This window comes from Streptomyces sp. AM 2-1-1, from assembly GCF_029167645.1.
Taxonomy (GTDB): Bacteria; Actinomycetota; Actinomycetes; order Streptomycetales; family Streptomycetaceae; genus Streptomyces.
Window position 1 is genome coordinate 2,680,408 of the sequence record NZ_CP119147.1, and the last position, 16,985, is coordinate 2,697,392.

18 protein-coding genes are annotated in these 16,985 nt (G+C 71.3%); 9 read left to right on the forward strand and 9 right to left on the reverse strand.

Translation table 11 applies throughout. The features are described from left to right. Positions 1-273 precede the first annotated feature (273 nt). Together PZB77_RS11330 and PZB77_RS11335 are read right to left on the reverse strand one after the other, a co-directional pair. Entirely contained in the window at positions 274-483 is a 210-nt protein-coding gene (locus PZB77_RS11330; RefSeq protein WP_275492453.1) for a DUF397 domain-containing protein, read from the reverse strand. Continuing rightward, a complete protein-coding gene (locus tag PZB77_RS11335; protein WP_275492454.1) occupies positions 480-1,307 on the reverse strand; it encodes a helix-turn-helix transcriptional regulator in 828 nt (275 codons plus the stop codon). Before PZB77_RS11335 ends, PZB77_RS11330 begins: the two co-directional genes overlap by 4 nt. A 106-nt stretch (positions 1,308-1,413) precedes the next feature. On the opposite strand from PZB77_RS11335, the gene PZB77_RS11340 reads away from it, so the two are divergent. From PZB77_RS11340 to PZB77_RS11350, 3 genes are all read left to right on the forward strand, one after another. After that, entirely contained in the window at positions 1,414-1,671 is a 258-nt protein-coding gene (locus tag PZB77_RS11340; protein WP_275492455.1) for a hypothetical protein, read from the forward strand. 68 nt (positions 1,672-1,739) lie between these two features. After that, entirely contained in the window at positions 1,740-2,018 is a 279-nt protein-coding gene (locus PZB77_RS11345; RefSeq protein ID WP_275492456.1) for a hypothetical protein, read from the forward strand. A gap of 105 nt (positions 2,019-2,123) precedes the next feature. Then, positions 2,124-2,354: a hypothetical protein gene (locus tag PZB77_RS11350; protein WP_275492457.1), complete on the forward strand. Its 231-nt coding sequence runs from the start codon at positions 2,124-2,126 to the stop codon at positions 2,352-2,354. Here the strand turns inward: PZB77_RS11350 and PZB77_RS11355 are convergent. Then, positions 2,344-3,642, reverse strand: a complete 1,299-nt coding sequence (locus tag PZB77_RS11355) for an MFS transporter (RefSeq protein WP_275496018.1) — start codon at positions 3,640-3,642, stop codon at positions 2,344-2,346. The genes PZB77_RS11350 and PZB77_RS11355 overlap by 11 nt on opposite strands. A gap of 1,128 nt (positions 3,643-4,770) precedes the next feature. Between PZB77_RS11355 and PZB77_RS11360 the strand changes: the two genes are divergently transcribed. Continuing rightward, complete coding sequence (locus tag PZB77_RS11360) at positions 4,771-5,109, forward strand: MerR family transcriptional regulator (protein ID WP_275492458.1); 339 nt, start codon at positions 4,771-4,773, stop codon at positions 5,107-5,109. Positions 5,110-5,280: 171 nt separating this feature from the next. Here the strand turns inward: PZB77_RS11360 and PZB77_RS11365 are convergent, their stop codons facing one another. After that, positions 5,281-6,681, reverse strand: a complete 1,401-nt coding sequence (locus PZB77_RS11365; protein WP_275492459.1) for a PLP-dependent aminotransferase family protein — start codon at positions 6,679-6,681, stop codon at positions 5,281-5,283. 47 nt (positions 6,682-6,728) lie between these two features. Here PZB77_RS11365 and PZB77_RS11370 point away from each other — a divergent pair, with 47 nt between their 5' ends. The 5 genes from PZB77_RS11370 to PZB77_RS11390 all read left to right on the forward strand — a co-directional run bounded on the left by PZB77_RS11370 (position 6,729) and on the right by PZB77_RS11390 (position 11,232). After that, a complete protein-coding gene (locus tag PZB77_RS11370) occupies positions 6,729-7,235 on the forward strand; it encodes a carboxymuconolactone decarboxylase family protein (protein ID WP_275492460.1) in 507 nt (168 codons plus the stop codon). A 321-nt stretch (positions 7,236-7,556) separates the two neighbouring features. Further along, positions 7,557-8,198, forward strand: a complete 642-nt coding sequence (locus tag PZB77_RS11375; RefSeq protein ID WP_343299900.1) for a helix-turn-helix transcriptional regulator — start codon at positions 7,557-7,559, stop codon at positions 8,196-8,198. A gap of 96 nt (positions 8,199-8,294) precedes the next feature. Further along, on the forward strand, positions 8,295-9,188 hold the full coding sequence (locus tag PZB77_RS11380; RefSeq protein WP_275492462.1) for a hypothetical protein: 894 nt from the start codon (positions 8,295-8,297) through the stop codon (positions 9,186-9,188). A gap of 275 nt (positions 9,189-9,463) precedes the next feature. Beyond that, the gene (locus tag PZB77_RS11385; RefSeq protein WP_275492463.1) at positions 9,464-10,852 is read left to right on the forward strand and encodes a hypothetical protein; all 1,389 of its coding nucleotides are present in this window, start codon (positions 9,464-9,466) and stop codon (positions 10,850-10,852) included. A gap of 194 nt (positions 10,853-11,046) precedes the next feature. Next, a complete protein-coding gene (locus PZB77_RS11390; RefSeq protein WP_275492464.1) occupies positions 11,047-11,232 on the forward strand; it encodes a hypothetical protein in 186 nt (61 codons plus the stop codon). Between the two features lie 180 nt (positions 11,233-11,412). Here PZB77_RS11390 and PZB77_RS11395 read toward each other — a convergent pair whose 3' ends face one another. The 5 genes from PZB77_RS11395 to PZB77_RS11415 all read right to left on the reverse strand — a co-directional run bounded on the left by PZB77_RS11395 (position 11,413) and on the right by PZB77_RS11415 (position 16,981). After that, entirely contained in the window at positions 11,413-12,444 is a 1,032-nt protein-coding gene (locus tag PZB77_RS11395) for a serine/arginine repetitive matrix protein 2 (RefSeq protein WP_275492465.1), read from the reverse strand. A 3-nt stretch (positions 12,445-12,447) separates the two neighbouring features. Beyond that, entirely contained in the window at positions 12,448-12,834 is a 387-nt protein-coding gene (locus PZB77_RS11400) for a hypothetical protein (protein WP_275492466.1), read from the reverse strand. A gap of 19 nt (positions 12,835-12,853) precedes the next feature. Beyond that, positions 12,854-14,755 carry a hypothetical protein gene (locus PZB77_RS11405; RefSeq protein ID WP_275492467.1) on the reverse strand — a complete coding sequence of 634 codons (1,902 nt, stop codon included), beginning with the start codon at positions 14,753-14,755 and terminating at the stop codon, positions 12,854-12,856. A 263-nt stretch (positions 14,756-15,018) separates the two neighbouring features. Beyond that, positions 15,019-16,008: a malate dehydrogenase gene (locus tag PZB77_RS11410; protein ID WP_275492468.1), complete on the reverse strand. Its 990-nt coding sequence runs from the start codon at positions 16,006-16,008 to the stop codon at positions 15,019-15,021. 442 nt (positions 16,009-16,450) lie between these two features. Further along, entirely contained in the window at positions 16,451-16,981 is a 531-nt protein-coding gene (locus PZB77_RS11415) for a DUF3017 domain-containing protein (protein ID WP_275492469.1), read from the reverse strand. Positions 16,982-16,985: the final 4 nt, after the last annotated feature.

Here is a 16,985-nt window from a genome sequence, read left to right on the forward strand (position 1 = left end):
GATCCGGCAACGCGGGTGATGTTCGGCCGACACGGCTTCCGTGTCGGCTGCGGGCGACCAGTCTTCCCTGCCCGCCGGAAAGCCGCACGGCGTTCGCCCGGAGTCGCCGACCGGCTCTCAGCACGCGCAGCGTGGACCGGCCCCCAGGGCGGGCGCTGCCTCCACGGCCATGGCGGTGCAGGTCCCGGTCTCCCTCCCCCGGCGGCCCGGGTCGGAGGTGTACGAGGACCACCACGCCATCGGACCGACAACTACGCGGGCCGGTCCGCGTGTTCAGAATCCGCCGAGCCCGCCGGCCTTGACTCCCGCCACGAACGAGGCGAAGGAGGCAGCGGAGAAGCCCAGCACTGGGCCGCTCGTGTCCTTGGAGTCCCGGACGGGAACCGTGTGACGCAGGGCGAGGAGATTGGTAGCCACTTCCACGCACTGGCCACCGTTGTTGCTGTAGGAGGACGCGAACCAACGCGGGGTTTCGGTCTTCACGAGAGGCCCTTTCGAAGCTTATTGATCATGGCGGCTGACGCCGTCTGCGAGATGGCTTCGGCCTGGAGAAAATGATAGGCCGTCAGCATGGGCAGCACGTCGCCGATTTCCCGTTCCAGATGGCCTCGTTGGGCGGACTCGGCATACGAGATGAGAGATCTGTCCTGCAGAGTCAGCACGGTCACCGGCAAGTCGAACGGGCGGGTGGCGCCCATGTCGAACGGGGCCACCTGGAGCACGGTGTTCGGACGGTCCGCGAACTCCATCAGTCGCAGTAGTTGCGCATTCATCACGCTCGGGGGGCCGACCGGTCGTCGGATGCAGCTTTCGTCCAGCACGGCGAGCACCATCGGCGGATGCATGCGGGCGAAAACGGCCTGCCGCTCAGCCACGAGGGAGACGCGCTCCCTCGCCTGCTGGGCGGTGATCATTCCCCGCTTGACCGCACCGTCCGCCAAGACCGTTGCATACTCCGGCGTCTGAAGCAGACCGGGCACAACACCCACCTCGTACAGCCGGATCTCCGCAGCCTGGCTCTCATAACGGACGAACTCGGGGAACCCCTCCAGGAGCGCTGTCTGCCGCACAGCCCGACACATCCGCTGGAACAGGTCTCCCGTACCGAAGGACTTGTCGATTCGGTGCGCGAAGGGAAGAGTCGGCGATTTGCGATCAGTTTCGACGGCCGAGATGTGCGCCCCGGAGTAGCCCGCTCGCTGAGCCAACTCGTCCTGCGTCCAGCCCCGCTCGTCCCGGAGCCTGCGTAAGCGCTCCCCGAAGGCAGCCGATGCCGATGCCTCCGGGTTCAGTTCTTTTCGGTTCATCGACGGACTCCGAACTCTTCCTTCGTCTGGTCTTAGTTGAAGACCACCGAACTCTAAGACACGCTGGGCCGCCTCAGTAGTCGAAGCACTACGGAGAGGAGTGGCGATGTCTGAGAAGAACGTCCTTCCGAACGGATCGGGACACGCGATTCCAGCCCCCGGCACGCTCATGGTGGATGTCAGCCGTGGCGATCGGGTCGGGGAGTTCCGAGGGGTGTCCGGCCCCTACTGGGCCATACGCCCCGTCCGGGGAGGGCTGGAGTGGGAAGTAGCGCCGGGGAACACGCGCCCGGCGACCCCGACAGAGCGGCTGCGGGCCGAGACCGCGCGGTGCAACGCGCGGAGCCGGGGTGAGTTCCTGTGAAGGGCGCTCCCGGCCGGCCGGCCGGCCGGTTCGCCCTGACAGTCGGTGCGTGGGAGATGCACGCGCGGATGCGCATTCCCCGCCTCATGGAGGCACCGACCCCGCACCGCCCCCATGCCCCGCACACGGCCGCGGACGGTCGGCCGGACCCGATCGCGGCCGAACTGGCTCTCGTACAGGCGGATCCGAGCTACCGGGCCAGGTTCCGGGCAGCCCTGGATGCCGAGATCGACCGGCGCACCGAACTCCGCACGGCGGAACGGGAAGCGTTCGTCGACGCGGTGGAAGCCGCGGCCGGCGTCCTCTCCACCGCCATCGCCCCGCTCTCCGGCAGAAGCACCGCGTAGTCGGAGCGCTCCGCCCGACGGCTTGCGCGGCGTACGCGCCGCGCTCCCCCGCGAACCTCCCCCGGGGCAACCCCGCCCCCACCCGACCGACATCGAGGAAGAATCATGACCTCATCCGTCTTCACCGGCGAGACCGGCAAGCACACCCCTCGGCAGACCCCCGATCCCGAGCCGGGCCACCATCCGCCCGCCGCTTCCTGCGCGCGCTGCGAGGCGTTCGACCTGGCCGAGGAGGCCGCGGAGCGTGCCGACGACCTGAGTGCGGCGACCGATTGCCGGGTGCTGCGCGTCCGTCACCTGGCCGCAGACCCCGCACACCGGGGGTCTACGACGTGACGGACCGGGCCCGCCCGGCGAGCAGCGCGGTCAGGGCGCACGGTACGAGCAGCAGACCGAAGGCGGCACCGTAGGCGGCCTCCTCGGTCGCACCCGCGCCGAGGAAGCCGTTCAGTACGGCGGCGGAGAGTCCCAGCACGGTGATCTGTCCGAGGTTCTGCGTGGTCTGTATCGCGCTGCCGGCGTAGCCTTCCCGGCCGGCCGGGGCGTGGCCCAGCGACAGTTCGGTGAGCGAGGGGGCCGACATGCCCATGCCGAGGGCCGCGACGACCATCGCGGATGCGGCGATGCACACGGGCGTCCCGGGGATCGTGCCGACGATCGCGAGCACCACCGCCCCTGCCTGCAGAACGGTCCCGGCCACCACCAGGCGGTGGCGCGGGACGCGCTCCAGCAGGCGTGCCTGCATCCAGGAGGATCCGGACCACGCGAGCGCGGCACCGGTGAAGGCGAGGCCGGTGACCACCGGGGGCGTGTCCCGTGTGGTGATCAGCAGCAGGGGTACGTACGCCTCCAGGGTGAAGAAGACGCCCGAGCCGAGACCGCGCAGCAGCACCGAGGCCGGCAGACCGTGCGCGGCACGCCAGGTGCCCGACGGCAGGAGCCGGGAGGCGAACACCGCGAGCAGGGCGCCCCCGCCTGCCGCGAAGAGCAGATGGCGCGGGTCCCAGCCCGATACTCCGTACTGCCCGAACGCCGCGCCCAGGCTCACCGCCGTCGCGGCCAGGAGAGCGGGACGGGCAGCCGGGCCTTCTGCGGGGACGGGCGCCGCCGCTCCCGGGGGCCGGCGCAGCGCGGCCATCACCGCGAGCGCGGGCAGCGCGGTGACGGCCGCCAGTCCGAGGAACACCACGCGCCAGGACCACCACGCCGCCACGAGTCCCGCGAGCGGGGGGCCGACCAGGGACGGGACGACCCAGCAGGCACTCATCAGGGCCAGCATGCGCGCACGCAGATGCCCCGGGTACGCCTGCCCGATGGCGGCGTTGACCGCCACCGCGACCATCCCGCCCGCCAGTCCGTCGAGAAAGCGGCCCACCGCGAGCTGCCAGATCGATGTACTGGCCCCGGAGACCAGCAAGGTGAGCACCGCGAGGAGCATCCCCGCCACCAGCGGCCGTCGCGCTCCGGCCCGGTCGGCCCAGTTCCCTCCCAGCACCCCGCCGAGCAGACTCGCGGCCACGAAGCACCCCGCCACGAGCGGGAAGAGCGACACCCCGTCCAGGTCACGCACTGCCGTGGGCAAGGTGGGAACGACGGCCAGGGCCGCGAGCCCGGTCAGGAACATCACCGCGGCGAAGCAGAGCGAAGTGGCCCGGTAGGCCGAGGAGAACAGGCCGCCGACCGCCTGCTCCGTCCGGGGCGGGGTGATGACTGCCGATGCGCACAGGGGAGTTGGCGCTGACGGGCCAGCGGGCGACATGCCGCGCGGCGCATGGTTCGGATCATCGGTCACGGGCGCACAAGGTACGGGTGGCCGGAGCGCGCATGCCAGTCGTTTTCCCGGGCCGGGCCATGCCCGTCCGGTCACGTGAGCGGGGCCGGCCCCGCATCGCCGGCCGCGGGCCGACCGGTCTCGGGAGCGCCCCTGGTGGGGTGGGTCGGTGGCGGGCTCCCGACGGCGGTCTTGTTCGACATCGATTACCTCTCCGTCGAACACCTAAAAATCTGTGCTGGCGGTAGTAGACATTCCCCAGGGAGGTGGCTAGTGTTTCTCTCGTAGCCAGAGAGACCGCAAGGCCCGGAAGAGATGAACTGCCGGGAAGCAGTGAGTGAAGTACCCGTAGTACGCAGGACGGTTCGGTGGTGGAGTTCCGAAGCCAGAGCGGTTGCATGATGGCGACGGGGCTGACGACCGGACCGGGTGGCCCGCAGTGATCAGGGGTCGCCGCGAGCAGTTCCCAGCAGCGCAGGACAGGGCAGCACCTCGGTGAAGGCGTCGGCTGCGGACGCGCGCACCGGGAGGTCCGGCAGTGGGGTTCCAAGCCAGAGCGGATGCAGGACGGGCGACGGGGCTGGCTGCCGGAGCGTGGCGCTGACACAGGCCACGGAGCAGTACGCAACACCCGCTGTTCGCATGACCAGCAGGAGAGCAGTACCAGCAGTACGCACCACCCGCAGTAGAGCAGTACCAGCAGGAGCAAGCGATCGATCCCAGAGGGAAGAACGGAGGGGCCGAGCGCCATCAGGATCGCCCGGGCGGAAGTTCGAGTCCGGGTACCGCAGGACATCGATAGTGAGGTGGTCTCCGGTCAAGCAACCGCGATCCCCGCGTCTTCGACAGTGTTCCGGTCGGAGCAGCGGATACAGAAGTCCGGCGCATCACCAGGGCCGGACGATGGTGTAGCAACGTTCCTTCGGGGCCCTGGTGCCATATGGCACCAGGGCCCCTCCACGCGTTCCACAGAGAGGTGAGATGACAGCGGACGACTCGTTCGGCCGTCTCGACGACGACGACTACCCCGCCTACACGATGGGCCGGGCCGCCGAGATACTCGGCACCACCCAGAGCTTCCTCCGCGCCATCGGCGAAGCACGCCTCATCACGCCGTTGCGCTCGGAAGGCGGCCACCGCCGCTACTCCCGTTACCAGTTGCGCATCGCGGCCCGCGCCCGCGAGCTCGTCGACCAGGGGACCGCCATCGAGGCCGCCTGTCGCATCGTGATCCTCGAAGACCAGCTCGAAGAGGCCCGGCGCATCAACGCCGAGCAGCGGCGCTCCGTCGGATCGGCGGAGACGGCGGGCGCGACCTGAGCCCCGGCCCCGACGATGTCGGGCGGCCGCATCCCGGCCGGCCGGATGTCGGACGGGCTCTGTGCCGGACGGATCCGGTGTCGGGTGGGTCCGGCGGCACGTGATCGTGGCGGTGGCGGCGCACAGCGGGTACGCCGCCTCCGGACGACATCGCAGGACGCCCCGCCTCCCTCACGGCAGCACCCGGCACAGCGCGTCCAGGGTTCCCTTCCAGGCGCTGTCCGACGGGGATCCGTAACTGATGACCAGCGCGTCCCGCTCCCGGTCTGCGTCCGGGTGGCGGAAGAAGGAGAGGCCTTCCAGCGCCAGCCCCTGGAAGGCGGCGGCCGAGATCACCGAGCGTTCGGTGCCCTCGGGGAGTTCGAGGACGGCGTGCAGTCCGGCCGCGATGCCGCTGATCCTGATGTCCGGGGCCCGTTCGGCGAGGGCGGCGACGAGCTGGTCCCGCCGGCGCCGGTAGCGCAGCCGCATCGCCCGCACATGGCGGTCGTACGCGCCCGAGGCGATGAACTCGGCGAGGGTGAGCTGCTCCAGGGAACCCGTCGTCCAGTCGGAGTGGCCCTTGGCGTCGGCCAGCTCCCGCACCAGGGCGGCGGGCGCCACCATCCAGCCCAACCGGACACCCGGGGCGAGGGACTTGCTCACCGTGCCGATGTGGACGACCCGGTCGGGGTCGAGTCCCTGGAGACTGCCGACCGGCTGACGGTCGTACCGGAACTCACCGTCGTAGTCGTCCTCGATGATCAGCCCGCCCGTGGCGCGCGCCCAGTCGACGACCGCCGCCCGGCGGTCCGGGTGGAGCGGGACTCCGGTCGGGAACTGGTGCGCGGGCGTCATGAGCACGGCCCCCGCCTCGCTCCACCGTCCCAGCGCGGCCACCACCGCGCCGCACTCGTCGATCGGTACGCAGGGGGTGCGCAGTCCGGCCTGGTCCAGCGCCTTGCGGTGGAAGTCGAGTCCGTACGAGTCGACGGCGACCTCACGCACCCCTCGTTGCCCCAACACCGTACCCACCAGGCGCAGTCCGTGGATGAAGCCCGAGCAGATCACCACCCGTCCGGGGTCGGCGCGGACCCCGCGCGCCCGGCCGAGGTACTCCGCGACGGCGGTGCGCAGCTCGGGGCGCCCGCGCGGGTCTCCGTAGCCGAACGCCTCGTCGGGGGCGGCGGTGAGGGCGCGGCGCGAGGCGCGGAGCCATGCGGCGCGCGGAAAGGAGGCCAGGTCGGGCTGGCCGGGGACGAGGCTGTACGTGGGCGGGCGGCGGGCCGGCGGCGACCTGCGGACGACCGGGGTGCCGCCACCCGGCTCGGTGCGCTGCGCCACCCGGGTGCCCGATCCCTGGCGGGCCGTGAGCCACCCCTCGGCGACCAGCTCCGCGTACGCGTCGGCCACCGTGTTCCGCGCGACCCCGAGGTCCGAGGCGAGTGCCCGGGAGGAGGGGAGCCGGACGCCGGGCTTCAGCCTTCCCGTGCGCACGGCGTCCCGCAACGCCTCCATCAGCCCGTGACGAAGACCGCCGACGTGCGGTGCGAGGTGCAGGTCGGCTCCGAAAGTGGCCCAGGAATCCGTCATGGAAGTGGACCATAGCCGGGGTCCACCCGCGCCGTAGCGTGGTGGTCATGACGACACGGAACCACACCCACGCCCCGTCCGAGTACGCCCCCGAGCACACCCCCCGCATCAACTGGGCGGAGCTCGCCCCCGACGTCTACAAGGCCATGGTCCGGCTGGACGCGGCTGCCCGTAAGGGGCTCGACCCGGTCATCGGCGAGCTGGTGAAGATCCGCTCCTCGCAGCTCAACCACTGCGCCTTCTGCCTCGACATGCACACCAAGGACGCCCTCGCCCAGGGTGAGACCGTCCAGCGGATCGTGCAGCTCAGCGCGTGGGAGGAGTCACGGCACTTCTACACGGAGAGGGAGATCGCGGCGATCGAGCTGACCGAGGCCATCACCGTCCTCACCGACGGGTTCGTGCCCAACGAGGTGTGGGAGAAGGCCGCCGAGCACTTCGACGGGACGGAGCTCGCCCACCTGGTCGCCGCGATCAACGTGATCAACGGCTGGAACCGCTTCGCCGTGAGCACCCGCATGGTCCCGGGCCACTACACCCCGGGCGCGCACTGACCCCTCCCGCCCGGGTCGGGCGACCGGCCCGATCACGCGCCCACCCTGTGGGCGTCCTGCCTCATCGGCCCCAGGACGTCATCCGGCCCTGTCGTCGACCGCCAGCGGATCTCATGGGATCCGAGTCGTCGCCAGGCTCTGGAGGCCATGGGTTCCATGGACACCCATCTAACCTGTCGTCATCCGCACGTTTGACGACAGGGCGTGTGGTCGGCGTAGCCGCGGTCCGCAGAGCGCGTGCAGCCTGGGATCGGGACGCATCGACGGGAGATGATGAGCACGAGCAGTTACAGGGCGAGGCGTGGTCTTCGCACGGGAGCGATGTTGTGGCGGGTCGAGGCCGCTCCCGGTGACATGCGTATCCTGCCCGACGGAGTCATGGACCTGATGTGGTCCGAAGACCGGTTCCTGTTCGCCGGTGCCGACACCACCGCGATGATCTCCTCATCGAAGAACGGTGGGGTGACCTGGGGCCTGAAGCTGGCGCCGGGCATGGCCTACGCGTTGCTGGGTGTACCCGCGCGCGAGCTGGCCGACCAGCGCTTCGATCTGAGCGATCTGGTCGCGGTGCCGGCACCGGTCATCGATACCGCCCTCGCCGATCCGGCCGCCGCGCTGGAGCACCTGTTCGTCACGCTCCGGGAGCGGGCCGCACCCGAACGTTCTGCCCTGCGTCGTGCGGCGTCGTTGGATCGCGCCGCGAGAGCCGGCCTGAGCGTGTCCGACATCGCGGACCTGCACGGTCTCCCGGAACGAACTCTGCGTCGCGTCTGCGACAAGGTGTTCGGGTACGGCCCGAAGACGCTCGCGTCGATCCACCGTCTCCAGTACGTACTTCGTCTCGCCCGGTCCGGTACACCGCTCGGCGAGGCATCCGCGATGGCCGGTTACGTCGATCAGTCCCATCTGAACCGCCACGCTCGGCGTCTAGCCGGAGTGACGCCTGGTGAACTCGTGGCCTGACAGCGGCCGACCGTGCGGCCGGGTTGCCGCGAGCCGCCGCCCGGCCGGCCGATTCGTCCAAGACCATCACGCCGTGCGCGTGACAGCGTGGGACACATGAGTATCGATACTGGTCGGGCGGCCGCATTCCTGGCGGCGCACGGACGTGTTCTGGACCGACGCCGCTTCGCACTGCTCACCGGAGAGGCGAATCCCGCGAACCGGGAGGCAGTGCTCGCCGCGGTGGAGGGCTACCGCAATGGCGACGGCGGGTACGGGTGGGGCATCGAACCCGACCTGCGCGCCCCCGAGAGCCAGCCGGCCGGGGCCCTGCATGCGCTGGAAGCAATCGGTGACGCCGGCCCGGGGGCGGCCCCCGCGACGGTCAGGCTCTTCGACTGGCTCGACTCGGTGACCCTGCCTGACGGGGGCCTGCCCTTCGCGCTGCCGGTCGCCAACCCGGTGGCCTGTGCGCCTTTCTGGGTCGAGACCGATCCTGGAGCGTCGTCGTTGCAGATCACCGCCGGAGTCGCCGCCCAGGCTCATCGCGTCGCCCGGTCCGATGACCGGGCAAGGGAGCATCCCTGGCTGGCACGGGTGACCCGCTACTGCTTCGACGAGATCGACCGGTTGGACGAGGCTCCGTTCGCCTACGTCCTGTCGTTCGCCCTCAAGTTTCTCGACGCGACCGCTGACACCCATCCCGAGGCCTCCGAACTCCTGCAGTGCCTCCACCGGTACGTGCCCGCCGACGGCGCCGTTCCCGTCGCGGGAGGCTCCGAAGGCGAAACCCTGCACCTCCTCGACTTCGCGCCGGAGCCCGGCCGCCCAGTCCGTGCCCTGGTGGACGACGACGCTGTCGCCCACGACCTGGACCGTCTGGAGGCCGGACAGCAAGCCGACGGTGGGTGGGCCGTGGACTTCACCAGCCACTCCGAAGCCGCAACGCTCGAATGGCGCGGCTACGTCACCGTCTCCGCCGTGGCGACCCTCCGGGCCAACGGCCGGTGAGCGGCAGGCAGCGCCCTGAGGAGTACTGCGCTCGCCGACCCGCTCGTCACTCGTCGTCGTCCACGTCCAGCTCGACCTGGGAGTCGCGACGGCACCGTCGGGAGTCCTCGTACGGGGGGCGTCGTGGAGCGCCTATCGGCGGGCCGGGCAACCCTCGCTCGACTGATCAAATCCTGCGCGCCAGGCGATGACACACAGATAGCATGCGCTTGCCGCTCGCACATCTGTGCCCATCGGGCACCCTGCGTGCGATCAACGGGAGGAATCACGTGACCATGTCCTTCAGTGCGATACCGCGTGCGGTGCTCGCCTCTCTGGGAGCTGTAGCCGTGGTACTGGCCGGCGCCGCAACCCCGGCGAACGCGGTCGATGCGACGCTCACCCCGCCGACTCATCTGTTCAACGGGTACAGGCACTGCGCGACGGACGCGGAGCAGCCTTCGTACCAGGGAGCTCGCGAAGGCCTGCTGGTGGAAGGCATCCCCGGAGTCACAGAAACCACGGGAGGCGCTCGCGTCAGCGTGCGGTACCAGGTCTGGCCGGTAGCCGATCCCTCGGAGATCACCACGGTCACCCGCGACTACGCCACCCCCGGATTCGAGGCTCCCGCCACACTTCCGGCAAGCGCGCTCGCCGACGGGCAGAGCTACGCGTGGCAGGCGCAGACGGCGGCAGGGGCCGCCGTCTCGGACTGGTCAACCCCCTGCTACGTCACCGTCGACAACAGCAAGCCGGCGAATGTTCCCTCCATCACCTCGTCGAACTACGCATCCGAGGCATGGAACGAAGGCGGCGAGCCGGTCGAGTTCACCCTCGGTGCGAACGGCGCCGACGATGTCGAGGGCTTCGAGTTCTCCTGGCAGCAGAGCCTGCCGGTCATCGGTACGAGTATCGGTGACCACGGCATTCCGCAGCCCGTCGACCCGTACGCCGATACGAAGTACTTCAAGCGCGCCAACACGCTCGGTGGCTCGACCACGCTCAGTCTGGTGCCGCCGACCGGCTCCGGTCCGATGACGCTGTGGGTGCGCAGTCTGGACCGCGCCTACAACGGGTCGGGAATCGCGAGGTACGACTTCCGAGTCACGTCCACGGCGCCCACCATCTCACCGGCGGTCCCGGAACCCGAGTTCGGTCAGCCGGCCGAGTTCACGTTCCGCCCCGACCCCGGGCTGCAGGCGAAGAGCCCTGTCGTGAGCTACTCCGTCAAGACCCTCGGAGGTCAGGCCGACAGGACTTTCGACGTCACGGCACGACCGGACGGCACCGCGACGGTGGAGCTCGCGCTGGATGGCCTCTACAGCGAGAACCTCCAGGTGAGCAGCAGGAGTGCCAACGGATGGGTGAGCGACACAGCGTGGTGGGGTATCAGTTTCGACACCACCCCCGGTGTCTCCTCGGTCACCTACCCGGAGAACGGTTCGGGCGGTGGCATCGACGTCCCGGGCACCTTCACGTTCACGCCCCGGGTGAAGGATGTCGTGAGCTACACATACACCTTCAACAACGGTGACCCGGAGGTGACGGTCCCCGCGGGCGCCGACCACACCGCGAGCATCGACTGGAGCCCGGCCACGGACGGCTGGCATGACCTCACGGTCTACGCGACGACCCGCTCGGGCCTTCAGCTGGCGCCCTACGACTACTTCTTCACCGTGAACTGAATCCAACCCACCAGAAGGTCCTGGGCCCGGCTCCCCCGAGGAGGCCGGGCCCACGTCTGTGCGGGCCGGTCATCGTCGGGCGTCGCTCCTGCGGCGCCCGAGGGCTGCTGCTCGGAGGACCCCTCTGCGCACACTGCACCTTCGCCGACACGCTCGCCCGCCTCCTCGACGACGGCACCGGCCGCGTCGCACCCGTGTTCCTGCCGCTGGTCAGGAACCTGCTGGAGATGGACCGGCCCAAGAGCCGACTCAACGGTCTGCGCGATCCCAACGTCGTCCGGCTCCTCCAGGGCCCGGCCACGGGCAGTGTCCCGCTCCCCCATGACGGGCGGCGTCAGGAAACCCCTGGCGGGCCGTCACTCACCTGCGTGACCTGCTGATGGACAGCGCTGTCCTCCCGCGAGTCGACCGGCAGCTCCTCCTCCGAGCCCCGGCCCCCGTCATCGCGAGAGCACGCGGCTGCCACGACAGGACGGGCAGGACCTCGCGCCGTTCCGGCCCCGGGTCGCAGACGACGACCTCAACGGAATGCCCCTGCGGGCCTACCGGTCCCGAGGCCGTCAGAGGCCCGCTCCGTACGGGTCGAAACCGGCCACCGCCTCGTCGAGGATCTCCTCGTGGAGCGGCCACTGCGTGTCGGGGGCGGCGACCAGGAGGGCGTAGAGCCCGCCGTCCGACGCGGTGAAGACCCGGTCGACCACCTTGCGGCGGGTGCCGGTCGCCTCGTGGTCGTAGGCGTAGACCAGTTCGGCGGCGTCGCTGCCGTCCGGGGTGTCCACCGACTCGACGCTGATCTCCTGGAAACCCGGGCTGGCGCTGCGGCTGTCGGAGGCGGCGTGGACCGCGTCCAGGGCGGTGGTGACCCCGGTGACCCGCCAGATCTGGAGCAGTGCGGTGCCGTCCGCCGACGTGTAGTAGACGCCGTGGTCGTCGTCGGTGCGGTCCTGCCACTCCTCGGGCACGACGACGGTGAAACCGCTCGGGTCGTCCACGGCCGTGTACCCGGGGGCGGCCGACGCCGGGGTCTCCTCGTCGGTGGGGGCCGGGCCCTCACCGGTCGGTTCGGCGGGGGACTCCCCGCCGGTGCCCTCCCCTCCGGACGTCTCCACCGTGAGGGCGGAGCCGGAGGCCGACGTTCCCCGCGCCGCGGGGTTCGGGGCGGGGTCCTGGGCGAGCGTGAACCAGAGGGCGGCCGTGCAGGCGGCGAGCACGCCGACCGCGAGCCCGGCGGTCAGCGGGGTGAACCGCTGCCACCGGGTGCCGACGCCCTCCTCGGTGGCCCCGCCGCCGTCCCCGGATTCGACCTCGCCCACGAACCCGCCGACGAACCCGCCGGGGAGGCCGTCGGTGAAGCCGCCCCGCCCGTCCGGCCCGTAGACGTACCCGGAATGCGGCGGGCCGTCCTCCGCCCGCGGGGGTCCGGGCGGCTGCGGCGGGCCCGGCGGTGGGGACGGGTACCGCATCCGTACCGCCGGACTCGGTGCCACCGGTGGGGAGTCCGGCAGGGGTGGCGGGGCGGCCCGGGGGGTGTGGTCCCCGGTCTCCCACCTCTGTGCCTCGTCGTTCCAGCGCGGTGCGCCGCCCCCGGTCATCGGTCAGCCTCCCAGCAGTGCCGTGAGTTCATGGCCGACCGCGACACCCGACGCCAGCGTGGCGACGAAGACGCCGGCCGCCTCCATGGCGTCCCGGAGCCGGACGAGCCGCCCGGGTTCGGCGGCGCCGCCGGCCTCGATCTCCTCGGCCACCACGGCGAGTTCGGTGTCCAGGCGCCCGGTGGCGTCCGTCGCGACGAAGCGGGCGAGGTCCGCGCGCAACTCCTTGACCGTACGCAGCAACTCCGCCTGGTCCTCGGCGACCGGCGCGCCATTCCGGTTCTGCGTCACGGTGTTGTGGTCGCCGATGGCGAACGCACTGCCCGTCACGGAACCGATGCGGACACCGGCCGGCGGCCTCTGCTGCCCGTCCGTGCTTCCCATGGTCATCTCCCTCCGGTGGAGCGGGTCACTTCTTCAGGCCCTCGGCGGCGTGCGGCTCGGGCGCCGGTCCGCCGGCGTCGCGGTCCGGTCCCGACCGGAGCGCGCCGCCCGGCCCGAGGTCCGGCGGGGTGTCCGGGGCGTCGCGTCGCTCCGCGCGCGTCCGGTCGCTGGTGACGGTGTTGTGGTCGCCGATGCCGATCGCGCTGTCGACCGCGGACTCGATGAAGACTCCACCCGCCCCCACCTGGATGATCTTCTGCTCGAACTCGTCGGTCTGCCAGCCGGCTTCGCGCAACGCCAGCCGTACCCCGCTGGTCACCCGGTCCTCGATGCTCTTGAGGTAGCGGTCGACGTCCATCTCCTGGAAGAGCGCGGACCCGGCGTCCGAGGCGAGCTCCCGGACCGAGAGGCCGGGCCCCTCCGGAAGAGCTCCGCCGAAGCCCTCGGTGAGCTGACGCCGGACGCCGGCGGCTGTCTTGAAGAGCGTCGTCAGGGACCCCACCAGGGAGTCGGGGACGCGGCCGGCCGCCCAGTACGCCTTGCCGAACCAGTTGTTGTTGCGGTGCTGGTGCGCGATCAGGTCCGCGTCCCGGAAGTACGGCAGCAGCGGCTTCAACAGGTGCGGGGCGACCTCCAGCATCAGCATCCCGCCCTGGGTGTGGACCCGGACGTAGACGGTGACGACGACCTCCTCGCCCCAGCCCCCGACCCTGATCCGCAGGAAGTGGCGACGGCCTTCGCCGCCCTCCTCCAGGGCGGCCCGCCGGTGCGTCTCGAACCCCTCGGGCCCGTACGGGGCGTCCTGGCGCCTCGGCAGCCCCCGCACCGGGAGGAAGACGCACTCGTCGACCTGGAGTTCGCGCAGCCGGTCCCGCACCGCCTCCGCGGCCTGCGGCGAGCCGTGCGGGGAAGGCACCCGCAGTCCTTCGAGCAGCGGCACGATGCGGCGGAGGATGGTCGCGTTGTCGAGGGGTTCGGCCTCGGTGTCCGTACGCGAGCGGAGCTCGACGGAGAGGTTCCACGCCCGGCGGGTGTCGCCGCTCCCGCAGAACGGATCGGCCTCGTTGTACATGATCAGCGGGGAGTGCTGCTCGACGCGGATGCGGTCGCGGAGCCGGCGGAACCGGCCACTCACGGACCGCTCGGCCGGGTCGGCGGAGGGGTCGGCGAAGTGCTGCGGGGAGAGAGACGTACCCATCAGCCGGGCCCACTGGTCACGCTGGAGACCGAGGAGGGCGGCGATGCCGGCGAAGGCCAGCAGGCAGAGCCACGGCAGTGAGGCGGGCATTCCCTCCAGGAGCCCGGAGAGGAGGCTGGGCCCGAGGACGAACACACCGAGGAGGCTGCCGGAGAAGCCGTCGTCCGACTCGTACGAACCGTACGAACCACTGGAGTCGTAGGAGTAGGAGGAGTCGTAGGAGGAGGAGTCGCCGTCGTCGAACCAGTCGACGGTGCCGCCGAAGAGGGCGCCGCCGACGACCACCAGGAACGCGACGAGGAAGAAGCGTCCGTACCAGCGCATCAACAGGGCCGGGAAGACCCGGTAGAAGGGCGGCTCGGCGGAGGTTCCCCGTACGGCCCGGGCGAGACCGATGTAGACGGCCGCCATGGCCGGCAGGAGGAAGACGCCACGGGTGACGTAGACCGCCAGCACCCAGCAGGCCAGCACGCCCGCCGCCCACTGGAGCCGGGTCTTCCGCGCCCACAGGGCGTGGGCCAGGACGCGCGTCGCGTCGAAGCCCGCGGACGGGGCGACGATGCGGTTCTCCCGGACGTAGAGGTGGTCGATCACCGCGTCGCGGAAGGCCTCGTCGTGGTGGACCCCGGCGCAGAGCAGCCGGCAGGCTTCGCTGCCCGAGGGATGGACCGGCGGCCTCGCGCGCGGTTCGTCCCCGCCGCGGGGCTCCTGCGACGGCACGGAGGTCACGGACACCGGCACCCTTTCGATGGGCGGCCCCGGCTCGATGCCGCAGGGGTCGCGTGGGAAGGGACGCCAATGTAGCGGCAGTTGGTCGGTGACGCGAGGTGATGATGCGTCAGGTTCCGCCGCCCGCAGGCGGTTCCGTACGCCGCCTCGCAGGGCGAGCGTGCCCGCGCACGCGCCGGGGGCGCTCCCGCACACGCCGGAGCGCCCGCACGGCTGATGCCGTACGGGCGCTCGGGACGTGCGGGGGGCCGGGGCCCTCCGGCTCAGATCAGGCCGAGACCGCGGACCGCGTCGCGCTCCTCGACGAGCTCCTTGACCGACGCGTCGATGCGCGCGCGGGAGAACTCGTTGATGTCCAGGCCCTGGACGATCTCGTACGCGCCGTCCTTCGTGGTGACCGGGAAGGACGAGATGATGCCCTCGGGGACGCCGTAGGAGCCGTCCGAGGGGATGCCCATCGAGGTCCAGTTGCCCTCGGCAGTGCCGTTGACCCAGGTGTACACGTGGTCGATGGCGGCGTTGGCGGCCGAGGCCGCGGAGGACGCGCCACGGGCCTCGATGATCGCGGCGCCGCGCTTGGCGACGGTCGGGATGAAGGTGTCGGCCAGCCACGCCTCGTCGTTGACGACCTCGGCGGCGTTCTTGCCGGCGATCTCCGCGTGGAAGATGTCCGGGTACTGGGTGGCCGAGTGGTTGCCCCAGATCGTCAGCTTCTTGATGTCGGAGACGGCGGCACCGGTCTTGGCGGCCAGCTGCGAGATCGCGCGGTTGTGGTCGAGGCGGGTCATCGCGGTGAAGCGCTCGGCCGGTACGTCAGGGGCGGCGGCCTGCGCGATGAGCGCGTTGGTGTTGGCCGGGTTGCCGACGACGAGGACCTTGATGTCGTCCGCGGCGTTGTCGTTGATGGCCTTGCCCTGGGGCTTGAAGATGCCACCGTTGGCGGAGAGCAGGTCGCCGCGCTCCATGCCGGCGGTGCGCGGGCGGGCGCCGACGAGCAGCGCGACGTTGGCGCCGTTGAACGCGGCGTTGGCGTCGTCGGTGATCTCGATGCCGCGCAGCAGCGGGAAGGCGCAGTCGTCGAGCTCCATCGCGGTGCCCTCGGCGGCCTTGAGGCCCTGCGGGATCTCCAGGAGACGCAGGTTGACCGGCACGTCCGGGCCGAGCAGGTGGCCGGAGGCGATGCGGAAGAGCAGCGCGTAGCCGATCTGGCCGGCCGCGCCGGTCACGGTGACATTCACGGGAGTGCGGGTCATGGCGATCTCCGTTAGACAGCTGGCGGTGGGGGTTCCTGGCCCCTGGAGCTGGACATCCCTGAATCTTGATGTGAAGAGATATCCGTCGGTCAGGCTATCCGACCCCCGCCCCGCCGACCGCCCGCCCCCCTGTGTCCCGGCCCACAGACTCTCCGTGCCCGAGGGGGCCGTCCGGCCCCGTCCGGTACGGCGTCGGGCGGACCTGCCACCGGGACCGGCCCGTCGCGGACTGTCGCACGGCGGTCACACAGTGCCGGAATGGTCACTTCCGTGCCACAGGGGGAGGCCGTTCCTTGCTCCACCTGGTCGTGTCCATGACTCTGGGAGCGGGCCGCGGACGGCGTCGCTTCGCCGCCCGCCGGGGCCGCACCGCCCCGTAGGCCCCCGGGTGTCCGTCCCTGTCGGGGGAAGGGACGGACACCCCCCGACCGCCCGGCGCGGCTCAGCGGATCGTGAAGTGGACCGCGTCCTCCAGGACGGGGATGTCCACCCACGGCCCCGGCTGGGCCATCAGCGCGAGCAGCACGATCAGCCCGCCCATCACCCCGTACGTCACCAGGTCGGTGAAGCGGGACCGGACGGCCAGCATGCCGACCGAGGGGACCGCCCAGCGCAGCACGGCCCCGATCAGCAGGGCCGCACCGATCATCAGCGAACCGATCCGGAACGCCTCGGCGAACGGGTCGGTCGCCACCAGCAGCAGCCCCAGGGCCGCCGTCACGAGCACCGTGAGCAGCGGCCACTGCCGGGCCGGCGCGGGGGCGTCGCTCGACGCCGCACGGCCGCCACCCTCGGGGCGGGCGGTGTCCCGGGTCAGCGAGAAGCGCCGGGACTTCCGGGGCGGTGCCCCGTCCTGCGGCGCCGGTTCCGGCCCGCTCTCCGAGGGGCCGCCGGCGTGGTCGGCGGCCTCCGCGTCCCCCCGGTCCCGCGCGTCACGGCGGGCGGGGCCGGCCGGACTCGTAGCAGCAGCCATCGGC

Bases quoted from the DNA above. Each gene is read 5' to 3' on its own strand.
- PZB77_RS11335 (WP_275492454.1), bottom strand. From the start codon at position 1,307: ATGAACCGAAAAGAACTGAACCCGGAGGCATCGGCATCGGCTGCCTTC.
- PZB77_RS11340 (WP_275492455.1), top strand. From the start codon at position 1,414: ATGTCTGAGAAGAACGTCCTTCCGAACGGATCGGGACACGCGATTCCA.
- PZB77_RS11345 (WP_275492456.1), top strand. From the start codon at position 1,740: ATGCGCATTCCCCGCCTCATGGAGGCACCGACCCCGCACCGCCCCCAT.
- PZB77_RS11350 (WP_275492457.1), top strand. From the start codon at position 2,124: ATGACCTCATCCGTCTTCACCGGCGAGACCGGCAAGCACACCCCTCGG.
- PZB77_RS11355 (WP_275496018.1), bottom strand. From the start codon at position 3,642: ATGTTCCTGACCGGGCTCGCGGCCCTGGCCGTCGTTCCCACCTTGCCC.
- PZB77_RS11360 (WP_275492458.1), top strand. From the start codon at position 4,771: ATGACAGCGGACGACTCGTTCGGCCGTCTCGACGACGACGACTACCCC.
- PZB77_RS11365 (WP_275492459.1), bottom strand. From the start codon at position 6,681: ATGACGGATTCCTGGGCCACTTTCGGAGCCGACCTGCACCTCGCACCG.
- PZB77_RS11370 (WP_275492460.1), top strand. From the start codon at position 6,729: ATGACGACACGGAACCACACCCACGCCCCGTCCGAGTACGCCCCCGAG.
- PZB77_RS11375 (WP_343299900.1), top strand. From the start codon at position 7,557: ATGTTGTGGCGGGTCGAGGCCGCTCCCGGTGACATGCGTATCCTGCCC.
- PZB77_RS11380 (WP_275492462.1), top strand. From the start codon at position 8,295: ATGAGTATCGATACTGGTCGGGCGGCCGCATTCCTGGCGGCGCACGGA.
- PZB77_RS11385 (WP_275492463.1), top strand. From the start codon at position 9,464: ATGTCCTTCAGTGCGATACCGCGTGCGGTGCTCGCCTCTCTGGGAGCT.
- PZB77_RS11395 (WP_275492465.1), bottom strand. From the start codon at position 12,444: ATGACCGGGGGCGGCGCACCGCGCTGGAACGACGAGGCACAGAGGTGG.
- PZB77_RS11400 (WP_275492466.1), bottom strand. From the start codon at position 12,834: ATGACCATGGGAAGCACGGACGGGCAGCAGAGGCCGCCGGCCGGTGTC.
- PZB77_RS11410 (WP_275492468.1), bottom strand. From the start codon at position 16,008: ATGACCCGCACTCCCGTGAATGTCACCGTGACCGGCGCGGCCGGCCAG.
- PZB77_RS11415 (WP_275492469.1), bottom strand. From the start codon at position 16,981: ATGGCTGCTGCTACGAGTCCGGCCGGCCCCGCCCGCCGTGACGCGCGG.